At 70.1% G+C, this 13,889-nt stretch carries 14 protein-coding genes and 1 pseudogene; 13 read left to right on the forward strand and 2 right to left on the reverse strand.

What is annotated here, in order from left to right; translation table 11 throughout:
• The 3 genes from K0H49_RS15585 to K0H49_RS15595 all read left to right on the forward strand — a co-directional run.
• Nucleotides 1–277, forward strand: a 277-nt coding sequence (locus K0H49_RS15585; RefSeq protein ID WP_219214226.1) for a hypothetical protein, incomplete at its 5' end; no start/stop codon positions are given.
• A 164-nt stretch (nt 278–441) separates the two neighbouring features.
• Nucleotides 442–2,343 (forward strand): ATP-binding cassette domain-containing protein, encoded by a 1,902-nt coding sequence (locus K0H49_RS15590; RefSeq protein ID WP_219214229.1) that lies wholly within the window; start codon nt 442–444, stop codon nt 2,341–2,343.
• A gap of 90 nt (nt 2,344–2,433) precedes the next feature.
• On the forward strand, nt 2,434–4,206 hold the full coding sequence (locus tag K0H49_RS15595) for a phospholipase D family protein (RefSeq protein ID WP_219214233.1): 1,773 nt from the start codon (nt 2,434–2,436) through the stop codon (nt 4,204–4,206).
• Here the strand turns inward: K0H49_RS15595 and K0H49_RS15600 are convergent, their stop codons facing one another.
• Complete coding sequence (locus K0H49_RS15600) at nt 4,207–5,610, reverse strand: aminotransferase-like domain-containing protein (protein WP_219214235.1); 1,404 nt, start codon at nt 5,608–5,610, stop codon at nt 4,207–4,209.
• A gap of 97 nt (nt 5,611–5,707) precedes the next feature.
• Here K0H49_RS15600 and K0H49_RS15605 point away from each other — a divergent pair, with 97 nt between their 5' ends.
• The 10 genes from K0H49_RS15605 to K0H49_RS15650 are packed head-to-tail and all read left to right on the forward strand — an operon-like array spanning nt 5,708 to nt 13,788.
• A complete protein-coding gene (locus K0H49_RS15605) occupies nt 5,708–6,307 on the forward strand; it encodes a LysE family translocator (protein WP_219214237.1) in 600 nt (199 codons plus the stop codon).
• Nucleotides 6,304–7,239 carry a DMT family transporter gene (locus K0H49_RS15610; RefSeq protein WP_257624900.1) on the forward strand — a complete coding sequence of 312 codons (936 nt, stop codon included), beginning with the start codon at nt 6,304–6,306 and terminating at the stop codon, nt 7,237–7,239. The genes K0H49_RS15605 and K0H49_RS15610 overlap by 4 nt, the downstream gene beginning before the upstream one ends.
• A 37-nt stretch (nt 7,240–7,276) precedes the next feature.
• A complete protein-coding gene (locus K0H49_RS15615) occupies nt 7,277–8,491 on the forward strand; it encodes an aminotransferase-like domain-containing protein (RefSeq protein WP_219214239.1) in 1,215 nt (404 codons plus the stop codon).
• Between the two features lie 31 nt (nt 8,492–8,522).
• The gene (locus K0H49_RS15620; protein ID WP_219214241.1) at nt 8,523–9,158 is read left to right on the forward strand and encodes a LysE family translocator; all 636 of its coding nucleotides are present in this window, start codon (nt 8,523–8,525) and stop codon (nt 9,156–9,158) included.
• Nucleotides 9,159–9,202: 44 nt separating this feature from the next.
• Nucleotides 9,203–9,844 carry a glutathione S-transferase family protein gene (locus K0H49_RS15625; RefSeq protein WP_219214243.1) on the forward strand — a complete coding sequence of 214 codons (642 nt, stop codon included), beginning with the start codon at nt 9,203–9,205 and terminating at the stop codon, nt 9,842–9,844.
• A 4-nt stretch (nt 9,845–9,848) separates the two neighbouring features.
• Nucleotides 9,849–10,748, forward strand: a complete 900-nt coding sequence (locus K0H49_RS15630; RefSeq protein ID WP_219214245.1) for a PhzF family phenazine biosynthesis protein — start codon at nt 9,849–9,851, stop codon at nt 10,746–10,748.
• A gap of 7 nt (nt 10,749–10,755) precedes the next feature.
• On the forward strand, nt 10,756–11,448 hold the full coding sequence (locus K0H49_RS15635; protein ID WP_219214247.1) for a VOC family protein: 693 nt from the start codon (nt 10,756–10,758) through the stop codon (nt 11,446–11,448).
• 2 nt (nt 11,449–11,450) lie between these two features.
• Nucleotides 11,451–12,092, forward strand: coding sequence for a LysE family translocator (locus tag K0H49_RS15640; protein WP_219214250.1), 642 nt, complete (start codon nt 11,451–11,453; stop codon nt 12,090–12,092).
• Entirely contained in the window at nt 12,089–13,060 is a 972-nt protein-coding gene (locus K0H49_RS15645; protein WP_219214254.1) for a threonine dehydratase, read from the forward strand. The genes K0H49_RS15640 and K0H49_RS15645 overlap by 4 nt, the downstream gene beginning before the upstream one ends.
• A 50-nt stretch (nt 13,061–13,110) precedes the next feature.
• Nucleotides 13,111–13,788: a histidine phosphatase family protein gene (locus K0H49_RS15650; RefSeq protein WP_219214256.1), complete on the forward strand. Its 678-nt coding sequence runs from the start codon at nt 13,111–13,113 to the stop codon at nt 13,786–13,788.
• On the opposite strand, the pseudogene K0H49_RS30625 reads toward K0H49_RS15650, so the two are convergent.
• Nucleotides 13,785–13,889, reverse strand: a pseudogene (locus tag K0H49_RS30625) (IS481 family transposase); the annotation flags it as partial. The gene K0H49_RS15650 and the pseudogene K0H49_RS30625 sit on opposite strands and share 4 nt — an antisense overlap.

The following is a 13,889-nucleotide window of genomic DNA, read 5'->3' on the forward strand; positions in this document are numbered from 1 at the left end:
GGAGACATCTACCGTCTTCTGCTTGCGTTCGCTGCGATCAGCGAAGCCTTGTAGTCTATCACGGTTTTTACAGAACCGTCAAACTTTTTTCGCTTTCTTTTTCTTCACCGTCTCGCTTCAATCAACTCTCGTCTTCCTGAAGCTCAACCGCGATTCGTTTTCAGCGCAGCCTTCGATTATGACTCGGTTTTGGCAACTTCGTCAAACCTTTCGGCTTTTTTCTTCACCCGTCAGAGTGAAGCCTTCCGACATCACCCCGATCTGCTTTCGTACATGACGTCTGCTGAGCGAAGCCCTCAAGTATAGCGCAGTTCAGAGGGGATTCAAGGGAAAACGCGAAGGCCGGACAAAGAATTTGCGCGCCGCGGCAGGGCGGCATGAACGCCGTCGATCGCCCTCGTTCATGCCCAGGCCCGACTCCCCTCGGATAATCCCCCCTACATGGCACTCATCACACTCCTCGACGCCCAACTGGCGTTCGGTCACGTCCCGCTGCTCGATCATGCGGACTTCTCCCTTCAGTCCTCGGAACGCATCGGCCTCATCGGTCGCAACGGTGCGGGCAAGTCTTCCTTCCTCAAGATCCTCGGGGGCCTGGAAAAGGCCGACGACGGCGTGCTCCAGCTCCAGCAGAACCTGCGCATCTCTTATGTGGCGCAGGAACCGTCCCTGGACATGGATGCGGATGTGTTCACCGCTGCCAGCGCGGGGCTGTCGGAAGTGATCGCCGTGCGCGAGCTCTATCTGTCCGGCGCGGAGGGCGTGGACCTGGATGCGTTGCAGTCGCAGATCGAGGCCTACGACGCCTGGAACTGGGAGCAGCGCGTCGAAGAGACGCTGCATCGCCTGCACCTCGACCCCACTGCCCGCGTGGGCTCGCTGTCGGGCGGCACGCGCAAGCGCGTGGCACTGGCGCAGGCCCTCGTGGCGGCACCCGACGTGCTGCTGCTCGACGAGCCCACCAACCATCTGGACCTGGACTCCATCGAGTGGCTGGAACAGCTGCTGATCGACTTCAAGGGCAGCGTTGTCACCATCACCCATGACCGCAGCTTCCTGGACCGCGTCGCCACCCGCATCATCGAGCTGGACCGCGGCAAGCTGAGTTCCTATCCGGGCAACTTCGCGCAGTACCTCATCCAGAAGGAAGAGCAGCTCGCCCAGGAGGCGGTCATCAGCGCCAAGGCCGACAAGCTGCTGGCACAGGAGGAGATCTGGATCCGCAAGGGCGTCGAGGCACGCCGCACCCGCAGTCAAAGCCGGATCGGCCGCCTCGAGGCACTGCGCGCGAGCCGCTCAGCACGCCGCGAAGTGCAGGGCAGCGTGAACATGGACGTGGCCGCCGGTCAATCGAGCGGCAAGATCGTGGCCGAACTCACCGAAGCGACCAAGTCTTTCGGCGAGAAGACCGTGATCCGCAACTTCAGCGGCACCATCCTGCGCGGCGACAAGATCGGCCTGCTCGGCCCCAACGGCGCGGGCAAGACCACGCTGCTCAAACTGATCCTGGGCGAGCTCGAGCCCGACAGCGGCAAGATCCGCCGCGGCACCAACCTGCAGGTCGCCTACTTCGACCAGATGCGCGACAAGCTCGATCTCGACGCCACGCTCGAAGACTTCATCAGCCCCGGCAGCGAGTGGATCGAGATCGGCAAGCAGCGCAAGCACGTCAAGAGCTACCTGGGCGACTTCCTGTTCTCGCCGGCGCGCGCCAATTCGCCGGTGCGCTCGCTCAGCGGCGGCGAGCGCAACCGCCTGCTGCTGGCACGGCTGTTCGCGCGCCCCGCCAACGTGCTGGTGCTCGACGAGCCGACCAACGACCTGGACATCGACACGCTCGAGCTGCTCGAAGACCTGCTGCAGAACTACGACGGCACCGTGTTCCTCGTGAGCCACGACCGGACCTTCCTCGACAACGTCGTGACCAGCACCATCGCCTTCGAGGGCGAGGGCCGCTGGCGCGAGTACGAGGGCAGCGTGCAGGACTGGCTGATCCAGTCGAAGCGCGCGCGCGAGATCGCCGAACAGCGCGCAGCTGCGGCGCCGCCGGCGCCTGCACCGACGCCCGCTCCCGCCGCCGCGGCGCCGGCGGTCGACACGCGCGCCGTCGTCAAGAAGAAGCTCGCCTACAAGGAACAGCGGGAGCTCGAAGCGCTGCCCGCGCTGATCGCCTCGCTCGAAGAGGAGCAGGAGCGCATCTCGGCACTGCTTGCGCTCGACGGTGGCGCGATCTACGCCAGCGACGCCTCGCGTGCGGCCGAACTGGCCGAGCGCCACGCCCGGATCGACGACGACCTGCTGAGCGCACTCGAGCGCCAGGAAGCGTTGACCGGTTCGCGCTGAAGGCGGGGGCGCGCCGCGCGCGCTGTCCCACGCGGACGGCGCGCGGCGTGCGCTATATATAGAGCCCTCTCCACGGCCCAGGAACGCCGCATGCCTTCGTCCCGCGCTTTTGCATCCCGCCTTCGCTCCGGATGCCTGGCCTTGCTGCTCCCCCTCCTGCTGGCCGCGGGCTGCGCCCAGCTTCCCCAGAACGTCGACCGCCCGATATCGACCGCGCTGGCCTCTCCGGGCGACACGGCCCTGGCTGCGCTGGTGCAGCAACGGCGCGACGCCGCGAAGGGTCGCTTCGAATCGGGCTTCCTGCTGCTCGACGGACCGCAGGCCGCCTACGGCAGCCGGCTCGCCCTGATCGAGGCGGCGCAGAAGACGCTCGACCTCCAGTACTACGCGATCCATGCCGACGCCAGCACGGGCCGGCTGCTGCGCGGCGTGGTTGCGGCCGCGCGGCGCGGCGTGCGGGTGCGGGTGCTGCTCGACGACTTCCACAGCACGGGCCGCAACGCCCTCGTGATGCGGCTGGCCTTCGAGCCCAACATCGAGATGCGCATGTTCAATCCGCTGGCCGGCGCGCGCGGCTCCACGATCGGCCGCATGGTCAACGCGATCAGCGATTTCGACCGCGTGCAGCAGCGCATGCACAACAAGCTCTTCCTGGCCGACAACGCCATGGGCGTGACGGGCGGGCGCAACCTCGGCGACGCCTACTTTGGCATCGCCGAGACCAGCAACTTCGTCGACCTCGACGTGCTGGCCGCGGGCCCGATCGTGCAGGACCTCTCGCACAGCTTCGACAGCTACTGGAACGACGAGCGCGCCTACCCCGTGCAGTCGCTGGTCGACCGCGAGGAACTGCTGAAGATCCGCGACGACGTGCGGGCCGCCGACGCCAAACAGCGGGAGCGCGAGCAGGACCCAGGCCAGGGTGGCGCGCCCCAGCCGCCCGACGGCGAGCCTCGCCCCGCCGATGCCCGCCCGACCGATGCGCAGCGCGCCGCGGCCTGGGACGAGAAGCCGCTGGACCTGCGCAACGCCGCCTTCGTCTGGGCGCCCGCGGTGGTGATGGCCGACAAGCCGGCCAAGATCGCCGCCGAGGCGGACGGCCCGACCGACACGCCCGTCGCCAAGGCGCCCGGGCTGGTGGTGACGCAATCGCGCGATGCCGCTGGCGCCACGGGCCGCGCGGCCGCGCTCGAGACCGTCTCGGACCTCACGGCCGGGAGCGAGACCGTGGTCTCGGGCCTGCTCCAACTGATCGGCCAGGCCCGCAGCGACCTCACGATCATCTCGCCCTACTTCGTGCCGGGCACGGACATGAAGCAGGCCTTCGCCGCGGCGCGCGCACGCGGCGTGCGGGTGCGCGTGCTCACCAATTCGCTGGCCTCCAACGATGCGCCGGTGGCCCACGTGGGCTATGCGCGGCACCGCGAGGAATTGCTGGCGATGGGTGTCGAGCTGTACGAGTTGCGCAGCGAGCAGGCCGGCCTGGGCAGCGCCTTCGGCGCCGGCTCCTCCGGCGCCAGCGCGACCGGCGAATCGCGCTCGATGCTGCACTCCAAGGTGCTGGTGATGGACGGCCGGCTGCTGGTGGTGGGGTCGATGAACCTGGACCTGCGCTCGCAGCTGCAGAACACCGAGATCGCCCTGCTGATCCGCAGCGACGCGCTGTCGCGCCAGGCCATCGGCCAGATCGAGACCGCGATGCACAAGGGCGCCTGGCGCGTCGAGCAGGCCGACGGCGGCCTGGTCTGGCGCGCGCCTGAAGGCAGCCAGCTGCAGGACGCGCGCACCGAACCCGACACCAGCGCCGGCCTGCGCCTGCTGCTCAAGCTCTTCGGCCCGCTCGCTCCCGACGCCTTGCTCTGATCACCCGCGCACGCGGGCGAACACCTTCCAGAAGGTCGCGTCCTGCGCGGTCGCGAAGTTGATGCGCATCAGCGTGCTCGGCGGACGGCGCGCGTGGAACAGCGAACCCGGCGCGAGCAGGTAGCCCTCGTCGAGCATGCGCTGCGTCAGCGCATCGGTGTCGACGCCCGTGTCGACCCAGCCGAACAGCCCCGCAGGCTCCGATGCGAAGGTGCAGCCGTGCGTCAGTGCCAGCTTCACGGTGCGCGCCCGCGCGCCGTCCAGCCGCAGCCGCACGCGGTCGGCATGCCGGCGCAGCTGGCCCTGGTCGATGCACCAGGCCAGCGCGCGCTCGAACAGCGCGGGCGTCGTCAGCGTGGCCAGCAGCTTGGTCTCGAGCAGCCGGCCGAACAGCGCCGGCGGCGCGGCCAGGAAACCGATGCGCCAGTTGGGCGCCAGGATCTTCGCGAAGCCGCTCACGTAGATGGTGCGCTGCAGCCCGTCGAGCGCGCACAGCCGCGTGGCGTGTTCGGGCGCGAGATGGCTGTAGGTGTCGTCCTCGACGATGTGGAAGTCATGCTGGTTGGCCAGCTGCAGCACCCGGTGTGCGCTGCCGGGCGTGAGGCTGTAGCCGGTCGGGTTGTGCAGCACGCTCACGCTGACGAAGAGCTTGGGCTTGTGCGACTCGCAGTACTGCGCCATCACCGCCAGATCGGGCCCGTCGGCGCGCCGCGGCACCGGCAGGATGCGCATGCCCAGCGCCTCGAGCCGCGCGAACTCGATGGCCCAGCCCGGCTCCTCGACCATCACCGGATCGCCGGCACGCAGCAGCGCGCGGCTCACGATGTCTAGCGCATGCGTGGCGCCGACCGTGGTCACGATCTGGTCGGGCCCGGCCGGGATGTTGATGCCCATCAGCTTCTGCGACAGGCTGCGCCGCAACGCGCCGTCGCCGGCCGGTTCACCGTACTGCAGCGAGATCTCCTGCAGCGCGCGCGTGCCCGTCAGGCGGCGCAGCGAGGTCGGCATGAAGGTGGAGTCCATCCAGTCGGGCGGGAACACGCCCATGCCGGGCTGCGGCTTGTCGCTGTGGCTGTGGAACATCCCGCGGATCAGCGAACTCGCATCGGCCGGTACACCGGCGGCCGGTACAGCCGTCGCCTGCGTGCCGGCACGCGCGGGCGGCGGCACCGGCGCCGCGTCGCGCACGAAGAAGCCGCGCTGGCGCCGGGCCTCGACCAGCCCCTGGGCCAGCAACTGGTCGTAGGCGGCCACCACGGTGTGCGGGCTCACGCCCTGCTGGCGCGCGCATTCGCGCACCGACGGCAGCCGCGTGCCGGGCGGCAGCAGCCGGGTCCGGATGCGCTCGGCGAAGCGGTCGGCCAGCTGGCCTGTCAGCGATTGGGTCGGTGTTCGTGTCAGCATTCGAGGTTCTGTGTCGAGCATCGAACCGATACAGCCTACATTTTTGTCTGCTCAACTGTATCGGTACTGTAATGGTCATCAGTCTAGAGTGTGTGTCATGAACTGGCAAGAATTCACTGCGCTGCTGGTGTTGGCCACGGCGATGAGTTTCTCGCCCGGGCCGAACACCACGCTCTCCACCGCCCTCGCCGCCAACGGCGGCCTGCCGCGCGCCATGCGCTTCGTGCTGGCCGTGCCGGTGGGCTGGAGCCTGCTGCTCGCGCTGTGCGCCGCCGGCATCGGCGCGCTGGTGGTGGCGGCACCGGCGCTGCGCTTCGTGATCAAGGCCCTGGGCATCGGCTACCTGCTGTGGCTGGCCTTCAAGCTCAGCGGCAGCGCCACGCTGGGCAAGGCCGGCGACGACAAGCTCCAGGTCGGCTTCGGCCAGGGCGTGATGCTGCAGTTCCTCAACATCAAGGCCTGGCTGCTGGCCCTCACACTGGTCGCCGGCTGGATCGCCGGCCAGCCCGATGCGGCGCAGCGCTTCGCGATCGTCGCGCCGGTGATGCTGGTCTTCGCCTTCATCAGCAACTTCACCTACGCACTGGTCGGCGCCCTGCTGCGCGACTGGCTGGCCCAGGGCGCCCGGCTGCTGTGGTTCAACCGTGCGATGGCCGCCGTGCTGGTGCTCACCGCGGCCTGGATGCTCAAGATATGAGCACCACGCTGGCGCAGGAACCCAAGACCTTCGGCATGCGGCGGGAGACGCTGGGCATGTGGCTGGGCGTGCTCGGCGTGCTGATCTTCGCCATCACGCTGCCGATGACGCGGCTGGCCACCGGCACCCAGGCCGCGCCGCAGCTCTCGCCCTGGTTCGTCACCTTCGGGCGCGCCGCGCTGGCCGGCGGGTTGTCGCTCATCGTGCTGGTGGCCACACGCGCACCGCGGCCGCAGCGCCACGAATGGAAACCGCTGTCCATGGCGCTGCTGGGCAACGCGATCGGCTATCCGCTGCTGCTGGGCTATGCGCTGCGCGTGGTCACGGCCAGCCATGCGGCGGTGGTGACGGCGCTGCTGCCGCTGGTCACCGCGGCCGTCGCCGCCTGGGTGCTGCACCAGCGCGCACGGCTGGGCTTCTGGGTCTGCGCGGTCGTGGGCAGCCTGCTGGTGGTCGCCTTCTCGCTGCTGCGCGCCTACCAGCAGGGCCACGGCTTCGGTTTCGAATGGGCCGACCTGCTGCTGGTCGGCGCGGTCTTCGCGGCGTCCTTCGGCTACATCTACGGTGCGCAGGTCACGCCGTCGCTGGGGGCCGAGCGCGTGATCTGCTGGGTCTGCGTGATGGCGCTGCCGCTCACGCTGCCGGGCGCGCTGCTGACCTGGCCGCAGCAGCCGGTGGCCGCCTCGGCCTGGGTCGGCATGGTCTACGTCGGCGTGTTCTCGATGTGGATGGGCTTCTTCGCCTGGTACCGCGGCCTGGCCATGGGTGGCGCGTTGCGCGTGAGCCAGACACAATTGCTCCAGCCCTTTTTCTCGATCCTCGCCGCCGTGCCGCTGCTCGGCGAACCGCTGGACGTGGTCACGCTCGGCTTCGCGCTGGCCGTGGTCGCGACCGTGCTGATCGGCAAGAAACTTTCACAGGGCGCGCGTTGATGCCGCGCGCCCACGCACTCTCTCTCAAGGAAAAATCATGACGACATGGAAGATGGCCGCCCGCGCCGAGAAGATGAACCCCTCGGTGCTGCGCGAGATCCTCAAGGTGACCGATCTGCCGGGCATCATCAGCCTGGCCGGCGGCCTGCCCTCGCCCAAGACCTTCCCGATCACCGCCTTCGCCGCCGCCTGCGCCGAAGTGCTGGCCAACGACGGCCCGGCCTCGCTGCAGTACGCCGCGAGCGAAGGCTACGGCCCGCTGCGCCAGGCCGTGGCCGACATGCTGCCCTGGAACGTCGACCCGGCGCAGGTGCTGATCACCACCGGCTCGCAGCAGGGCCTGGACCTGATCGCCAAGGTGCTGATCGACCCGGGCAGCCGCGTGCTGGTCGAGACCCCGACCTACCTCGGCGCGCTGCAGGCCTTCTCGCCGATGGAACCCACGCCGGTGAGCGTGGCCAGCGACGCCGAAGGCGTGATCGTCGAAGACCTGATCGCCAAGGCCAAGGATTCGCGCTTCATCTACCTGCTGCCCAACTTCCAGAACCCGACCGGCCGCACCATGACCGAGGCGCGCCGCGCCGCCGTCTCGGCCGCCGCCGCCGCGGCCAACCTGCCGATCGTCGAGGACAACCCCTACGGCGAACTGTGGTTCGACGAAGCGCCGCCGCTGCCGCTGACCGCGCGCAACCCCGAAGGCTGCATCTACCTGGGCTCGTTCTCCAAGGTGCTGGCGCCGGGCCTGCGCCTGGGATTCCTGGTGGCACCCAAGGCCATCTACCCGAAGCTGCTGCAGGCCAAGCAGGCGGTGGACCTGCACACGCCGATCTTCACGCAACGCATGGTGATGGAAGTCATGAAGGACGGCTTCCTCGACCGCCACGTGCCGACCATCCGCGCGCTCTACAAGCGCCAGCGCGATGCGATGGCCGCGGCGCTCACGCGCGAGATGAAAGGCCTGGACGTGAGCTTCAACGCGCCCATCGGCGGCATGTTCATGTGGGCCCGCCTGCCCGAGGGCATCGACACCGTGGCGCTGCTGCCCAAGGCGGTGGCGCGCGGCGTGGCCTTCGTGCCCGGCGCGCCCTTCTATGCCGACGGCAAGGGCGATCCGCGCACGCTGCGCCTGTCCTTCGTGACGGCCAGCGTCGAGGAGATCGACACCGCCATCGCCGCGCTGGCCGCAACGCTGCGCGAGCAGCTGGCCCACGACGCCGCCGCCCAGGTGCAGCGCGAGCTAGCCGCGACCTGAGCCGCACGACCCGGGGCGCGCCGCGAGCACCATGATCGACCTCGCCACCCTGGGGCTGTTCCTGCTCGCCGTGCTGGCGCTGTTCCTGTCGCCCGGGCCGAACATGGCTTTCGTGCTGGCCCATGGCGTGGCACAGGGGCCGCGCGGCGGATTCGCCGCGGCGATCGGCATCTCGGCGGCCGACGGGGTGCACACGCTGTGCGCCGCCACCGGCATCACCGCGCTGGTCGCGGCCTGGGCGCCGGCCTTCGACCTGCTGCGCTATGCGGGCGCGCTGTACCTGCTCTGGCTCGCGCTCAAGGCCTGGCGCGACGGCGGTGCGGCCGCGCTCGGCACGGCCGCGCCCGCGCCCTTCGCGCGCATCGTGCGGCAGGCCTGGCTCAACAACCTGGTGAATCCCAAGGCGCTGCTGTTCTTCATGCTGTTCCTGCCGCAGTTCGTCGACCCGGCGCGCGGCCACGTCACGCTGCAGCTGGTGCTGCTGGGCGGCGTGCTTTCGCTGGCGGCGCTGGCCTTCAACACGCTGCTCGGCGCCTTCAGCGGCCAGGTCGGCCGCTGGCTGCAGCGCCGGCCCGGTGCCGCGCGCCTGCAGCACCGGCTGCTGTCGGTGGCGATGCTCGGCCTGGCGCTGCGGCTGCTGATGCTGGACCGACCGACGCCGCGCTGAGACGATAGGCACCCTCTCACCACAACGACAAGAGAAAGAAAGAAATGCTCAACATCTGGGGCCGGATCAGCTCGATCAACGTGCGCAAGGTGGTCTGGTGCGCGCAGGAGCTCGGGCTCGATTTCCAGCGCACCGAGGCCGGCGGCAAGTTCGGCGTGGTGCACACGCCCGACTACCTGGCGCTCAATCCCAACGGCATGGTGCCGGCCATCGACGACGGCGAGGGCGAGGCACGCGTGGTGCTGTGGGAATCGAACGTGATCGTGCGCTACCTCTGCGCCCGCCACGCGCCCGGCACGCTCTACCCCGACGACCTGCCCGCGCGCTTCGATGCCGAGCGCTGGATGGACTGGCAGCAGACCGCGCTGAACCCGGTCAGCGGCGGCGCCTTCAAGCAGTGGATCCGCACGCCGGCCGCCGAACGCAACGCCGCGCTCATCGACCATTCGGTGCGCGCCACCGAGCCGCTGTTCGCGCTGCTCGACGCGCACCTCGCGACGCATGCCTTCATGGGCGGCGACGCCTTCGGCATGGCCGACATCCCGCTGGGCTGCGAAGCCCACCGATGGTTCGGCCTGCCGCCCACCGAGTACACGCGTCCGGCTTGGCCGAACGTGGAGCGCTGGTTTTCTGAACTCAAAAGCCGCTCCGCCGCGCGCGGCGTGCTGGACCTCGCCTTGGAATGACGCCATGAAAACCCGCCCCTTCCAGCAAGTCGACGTCTTCACCGCCGTGCCCTACCGCGGCAACCCGCTCGCGGTGGTGCTCGACGGCAGCGACCTCGACGAGGCCCAGATGCAGCGCTTCGCGCAGTGGACCAACCTGTCGGAGACCACCTTCCTGCTGCCGCCGACCGACCCCGGTGCCGACTACCGCGTGCGCATCTTCACGCCCGGCAGCGAGCTGCCCTTCGCCGGCCATCCGACGCTGGGCAGCTGCCATGCGTGGCTGCGCGCGGGCGGCAAGCCCAAATCTGCGAAACAGATCGTGCAGCAGAGCGCGGTCGGCCTGGTGCCGATCCGCCGCGAGGGCGAGCGGCTGGCCTTCGCCGCGCCCCCGCTGCGGCGCAGCGCGCCCAGCCCCAGCGTGCTGGCCCGCGTGGCCGGCGCGCTGGGCCTCAAGCCCTCGCAGATCCGCAGCGCGCAGATGCTCGACAACGGCCCGGTCTGGATGGGCCTGCTGCTGGAGAACGTCGACACCGTGCTCGCGCTCGAGCCCGACCACCGCGCGCTCAAGGAACTGGGCCAGAAGGTCGGCGTCGTGGCGGTGCCCGACACACCCGCACTCATCGGCCGCTCGAACCGCGAGGCGCGCGCCTTCGCCGGGCGCCCGGCGCCCTCGCCGGTGGCGCTCGAAGTGCGCGCCTTCGCGGCCCCGATCGGTGTCGAGGAAGACCCGGTCACCGGCAGCTTCAACGCCAGCGCCGCGCAATGGCTGATCGCCGACGGCCACATGCCCGAGCAGTACATCGCCGGCCAGGGCCAGTGCCTGGGCCGTGACGGCCGGGTGCACATCGCGCGCGATGCCGAGGGCGTGGTCTGGGTCGGCGGCGACGTCGTGACCTGCATCGCCGGCCAGGTCGAACTCTGAGCGCACCATGGCCGCCCGCATCGACCACCTGGTGATAGCAGCCCGCACGCTCGACGAGGGCGCGCGCTGGTGCGAAGCCACGCTGGGCGTGGTGCCCGGGCCGGGCGGCGCGCATCCGCTGATGGGCACGCACAACCGGCTGGTCTCGGTGGCCACGCCAGCCTTCCCGCAGGCCTACCTCGAGATCATCGCGATCGATGCGACGAAGACACCCACGCGCCCCGCGGGCCTGCACCGCTGGTTCGACCTCGACGATGCGGCGCTGCAGGCCGGGCTCGCGCAGCACGGGCCGCAGCTGGTGCACTTCGTGGCGCGCGTGCCCGATGCGGCCGCCAGCCTGCACGCGCTCGCGACCGGCCCGGTGCCGATCGACCGCGGCCCGCTGGTCGAGGCCTCGCGCGACACGCCGGCCGGCCGCCTCGACTGGAAGATCAGCGTGCGCGACGATGGCCAGCGCCTGTTCTACGGCACGCTGCCCACGGTGATCCAGTGGGGGCCGGTGCACCCGGCAGACACGATGCCCGACGCCGGCGTCACGCTGCTTGCACTGGCCGCCACCCATCCGCGGCCCGAAGTGCTGCGCGCCGCGCACCTCGCGCTGGGCCTGGCCGCCTTCGACGTGCAGCCCGGCCCGCCCAACCTGATCGCCACGCTGCAGACGCCGCGCGGGCGCATCCAACTCGAATCCAAAGGCCTCTGAACATGCTGACCCTCCCCGAACTCGCCTGGTTTTCGCTGGCTGCGCTGCTGCTGGTGCTCACGCCCGGCCCCAACATGATCTATTGCGTGTCGCGCGCGCTGTGCCAGGGCCGCTCGGCCGGACTGATCTCGCTGAGCGGCGTGCTGGTCGGCTTTCTCGTGCACCTGGTGGCCGCGGCGCTGGGGCTCACCGCGCTGCTGCATGCCGTGCCCTTCGCCTTCGACGCGGTGCGGCTCGCCGGCGCGGCCTACCTGCTGTGGCTCGCGTGGCAGGCGGTCAAGCCCGGCGGCCACGCGCCCTTCGCCGCACGCGCGCTGCCGATCGATCCGCCGGCCAAGCTGTTCCGCATGGGCTTCCTGACCAATGTGCTGAACCCCAAGGTCGCGATGTTCTACCTGTCCTTCTTCCCGCAGTTTATCCACCCCGAGCGCGGCTCGGTGCTGTGGCAGAGCGCGGCGCTGGGCGCGGTGCAGATCGGCGTGAGCGGCGCCGTCAACATGCTGCTGGTGCTGGGCGCCGCATCGATCACGGCCGTGCTCTCGCGCAGCGAAGGCTGGCTGCGCGCGCAGCGCTATGTGATGGGCAGCGTGCTCGCCGCGCTGGCGGTGCGCATCGCCTTCGACGGACGCAAGGCCACGCCATGAACTTCAGCCGCGAAGAGATCGAGGCCGCGCAACGCACGGTCTATGCCGCGATGCCGGCCACGCCGCAGTACGCCTGGCCGCTGCTCGGTGCGCGCCTGGGCTGCAGGGTCTGGGCCAAGCACGAGAACCACACGCCGCTGGGCGCCTTCAAGGTGCGCGGCGGCCTGACCTACATGGAGGCGCTGGCGCGCACGCAGCCCGCGGTGCGCCACGTGGTGAGCGCGACCCGCGGCAACCACGGCCAGTCGATCGGCTTCGCCGCGGCCCGCCACGGGCTGGCCGCGACCATCGTGGTGCCGCACGGCAACTCGGTCGAGAAGAACGCCGCGATGCGCGCGCTGGGCGTGCAGCTGGTCGAGCACGGCGACGACTTCCAGGCCGCGAGCGAACACGCGGCCCGGCTCGCCGACACCGAAGGCCTGCACCGCGTGCCCTCCTTCGCGCGCGACCTGGTGCGCGGCGTGGCCACCGGCTGGGTGGAATTCTTCGAGGCGCTGAAGCAGGCCGGCGACGTGCCCGCGGTGCTCTTCATCCCGATCGGCCTGGGTTCGGGCTTTGCCGGCGCCGCCGCCGCGCGCCGCCATTGCGGCGTGGCGACCAAGCTCATCGGCGTGGTGTCGACGCACGCGACCGCCTACCGCGACTCCTTCCGCGCGGGCCGGCCGCTGGACGCGCCAGTCAGCACGCTGCTGGCCGACGGCATGGCCTGCCGCACGCCGGTGCCCGAATCGCTGGCGGTTCTGGCGGCCGAGGCCGAAGACGTGGTGGCGGTCAGCGACGCCGAAGTGGCGCAGGCCATGCGCTGGCTGTTCACCGACACGCACAACGTGGCCGAGGGCGCGGGCGCGGCGGCACTGGCCGCGGCGATGCAGCAGCGCGAACGCTGGCAAGGCCGGAGCGTGGGCATCGCGGTGAGCGGGGGCAACGTCGACGCCGAGGTCTACGCGCGCGTGCTCGCGGGCGGCTGAGCGTCGCCGCCGGGACCGACAGCGCGCCACGGCCCGGCCAGAATGCGGCCATGGGCACCCTCTATCTCGTCCGACACGGACAGGCCAGCTTCGGCGAGGCCGACTACGACCAACTGAGCGCACTCGGCCGCCGCCAGGCCGTGCGGCTGGGCGAATACTGGCGCGAACGCGGCATGCGCTTCGACGCCGTGATCATCGGCACGCTCAAGCGCCATCGGCAGACCTGGGAAGGCATCGCCGAAGGGCTGGGGCTGGACGCGGACACGGTGCCGCTCGAATGGCCCGGACTCAACGAATACGACAGCCACGCGGTGATCGCGACCGTGCATCCCGAGCCGCTGCAGAAGCCCGACACACCCGAGCTGTACCGCCACCATTTCCGCCTGCTGCGCGACGGCCTCGCGGGCTGGATGAACGGCCGCAGCGCGCCGGTCGGCATGCCCAGCTACGTGGACTTCCTGGCCGGCGTGACCACGGCGCTCGACCATGTGCGCGACCGCCACCACGGCGCGCGCGTGCTCGCGGTGTCCAGCGGCGGGCCGATCAGCACCGCCGTCGGCCACGTGCTGGGCACCTCGCCGGAAACGACCATCGAACTCAACCTGCGCATCCGCAACACCGCGCTGACCGAGTTCGTCTTCACGCCCAAGCGGCACATGCTCCTGACCTTCAACACGCTGCCGCATCTCGACGGCCCCGCGTACGAGGACTGGATCACGTCCGCCTAGATGTGAAGTGTCAAGAGGTTCTTGCGAGACATCGAGAGACGCGAGACGGGGGCCACGAGATTGATGCCGTGGTGCGGGCGGTGCCAGTTGTAGAAGTGGTT

Source organism: Variovorax boronicumulans, assembly GCF_019352895.1.
In the GTDB taxonomy this organism is placed as follows: Bacteria; Pseudomonadota; Gammaproteobacteria; order Burkholderiales; family Burkholderiaceae_C; genus Variovorax; species Variovorax boronicumulans_A.

Excerpts from the sequence above, each read along its gene's own strand:
- K0H49_RS15590 (WP_219214229.1), top strand. The coding sequence starts at position 442 with ATGGCACTCATCACACTCCTCGACGCCCAACTGGCGTTCGGTCACGTC.
- K0H49_RS15595 (WP_219214233.1), top strand. The coding sequence starts at position 2,434 with ATGCCTTCGTCCCGCGCTTTTGCATCCCGCCTTCGCTCCGGATGCCTG.
- K0H49_RS15600 (WP_219214235.1), bottom strand. The coding sequence starts at position 5,610 with ATGCTGACACGAACACCGACCCAATCGCTGACAGGCCAGCTGGCCGAC.
- K0H49_RS15605 (WP_219214237.1), top strand. The coding sequence starts at position 5,708 with ATGAACTGGCAAGAATTCACTGCGCTGCTGGTGTTGGCCACGGCGATG.
- K0H49_RS15610 (WP_257624900.1), top strand. The coding sequence starts at position 6,304 with ATGAGCACCACGCTGGCGCAGGAACCCAAGACCTTCGGCATGCGGCGG.
- K0H49_RS15615 (WP_219214239.1), top strand. The coding sequence starts at position 7,277 with ATGACGACATGGAAGATGGCCGCCCGCGCCGAGAAGATGAACCCCTCG.
- K0H49_RS15620 (WP_219214241.1), top strand. The coding sequence starts at position 8,523 with ATGATCGACCTCGCCACCCTGGGGCTGTTCCTGCTCGCCGTGCTGGCG.
- K0H49_RS15625 (WP_219214243.1), top strand. The coding sequence starts at position 9,203 with ATGCTCAACATCTGGGGCCGGATCAGCTCGATCAACGTGCGCAAGGTG.
- K0H49_RS15630 (WP_219214245.1), top strand. The coding sequence starts at position 9,849 with ATGAAAACCCGCCCCTTCCAGCAAGTCGACGTCTTCACCGCCGTGCCC.
- K0H49_RS15635 (WP_219214247.1), top strand. The coding sequence starts at position 10,756 with ATGGCCGCCCGCATCGACCACCTGGTGATAGCAGCCCGCACGCTCGAC.
- K0H49_RS15640 (WP_219214250.1), top strand. The coding sequence starts at position 11,451 with ATGCTGACCCTCCCCGAACTCGCCTGGTTTTCGCTGGCTGCGCTGCTG.
- K0H49_RS15645 (WP_219214254.1), top strand. The coding sequence starts at position 12,089 with ATGAACTTCAGCCGCGAAGAGATCGAGGCCGCGCAACGCACGGTCTAT.
- K0H49_RS15650 (WP_219214256.1), top strand. The coding sequence starts at position 13,111 with ATGGGCACCCTCTATCTCGTCCGACACGGACAGGCCAGCTTCGGCGAG.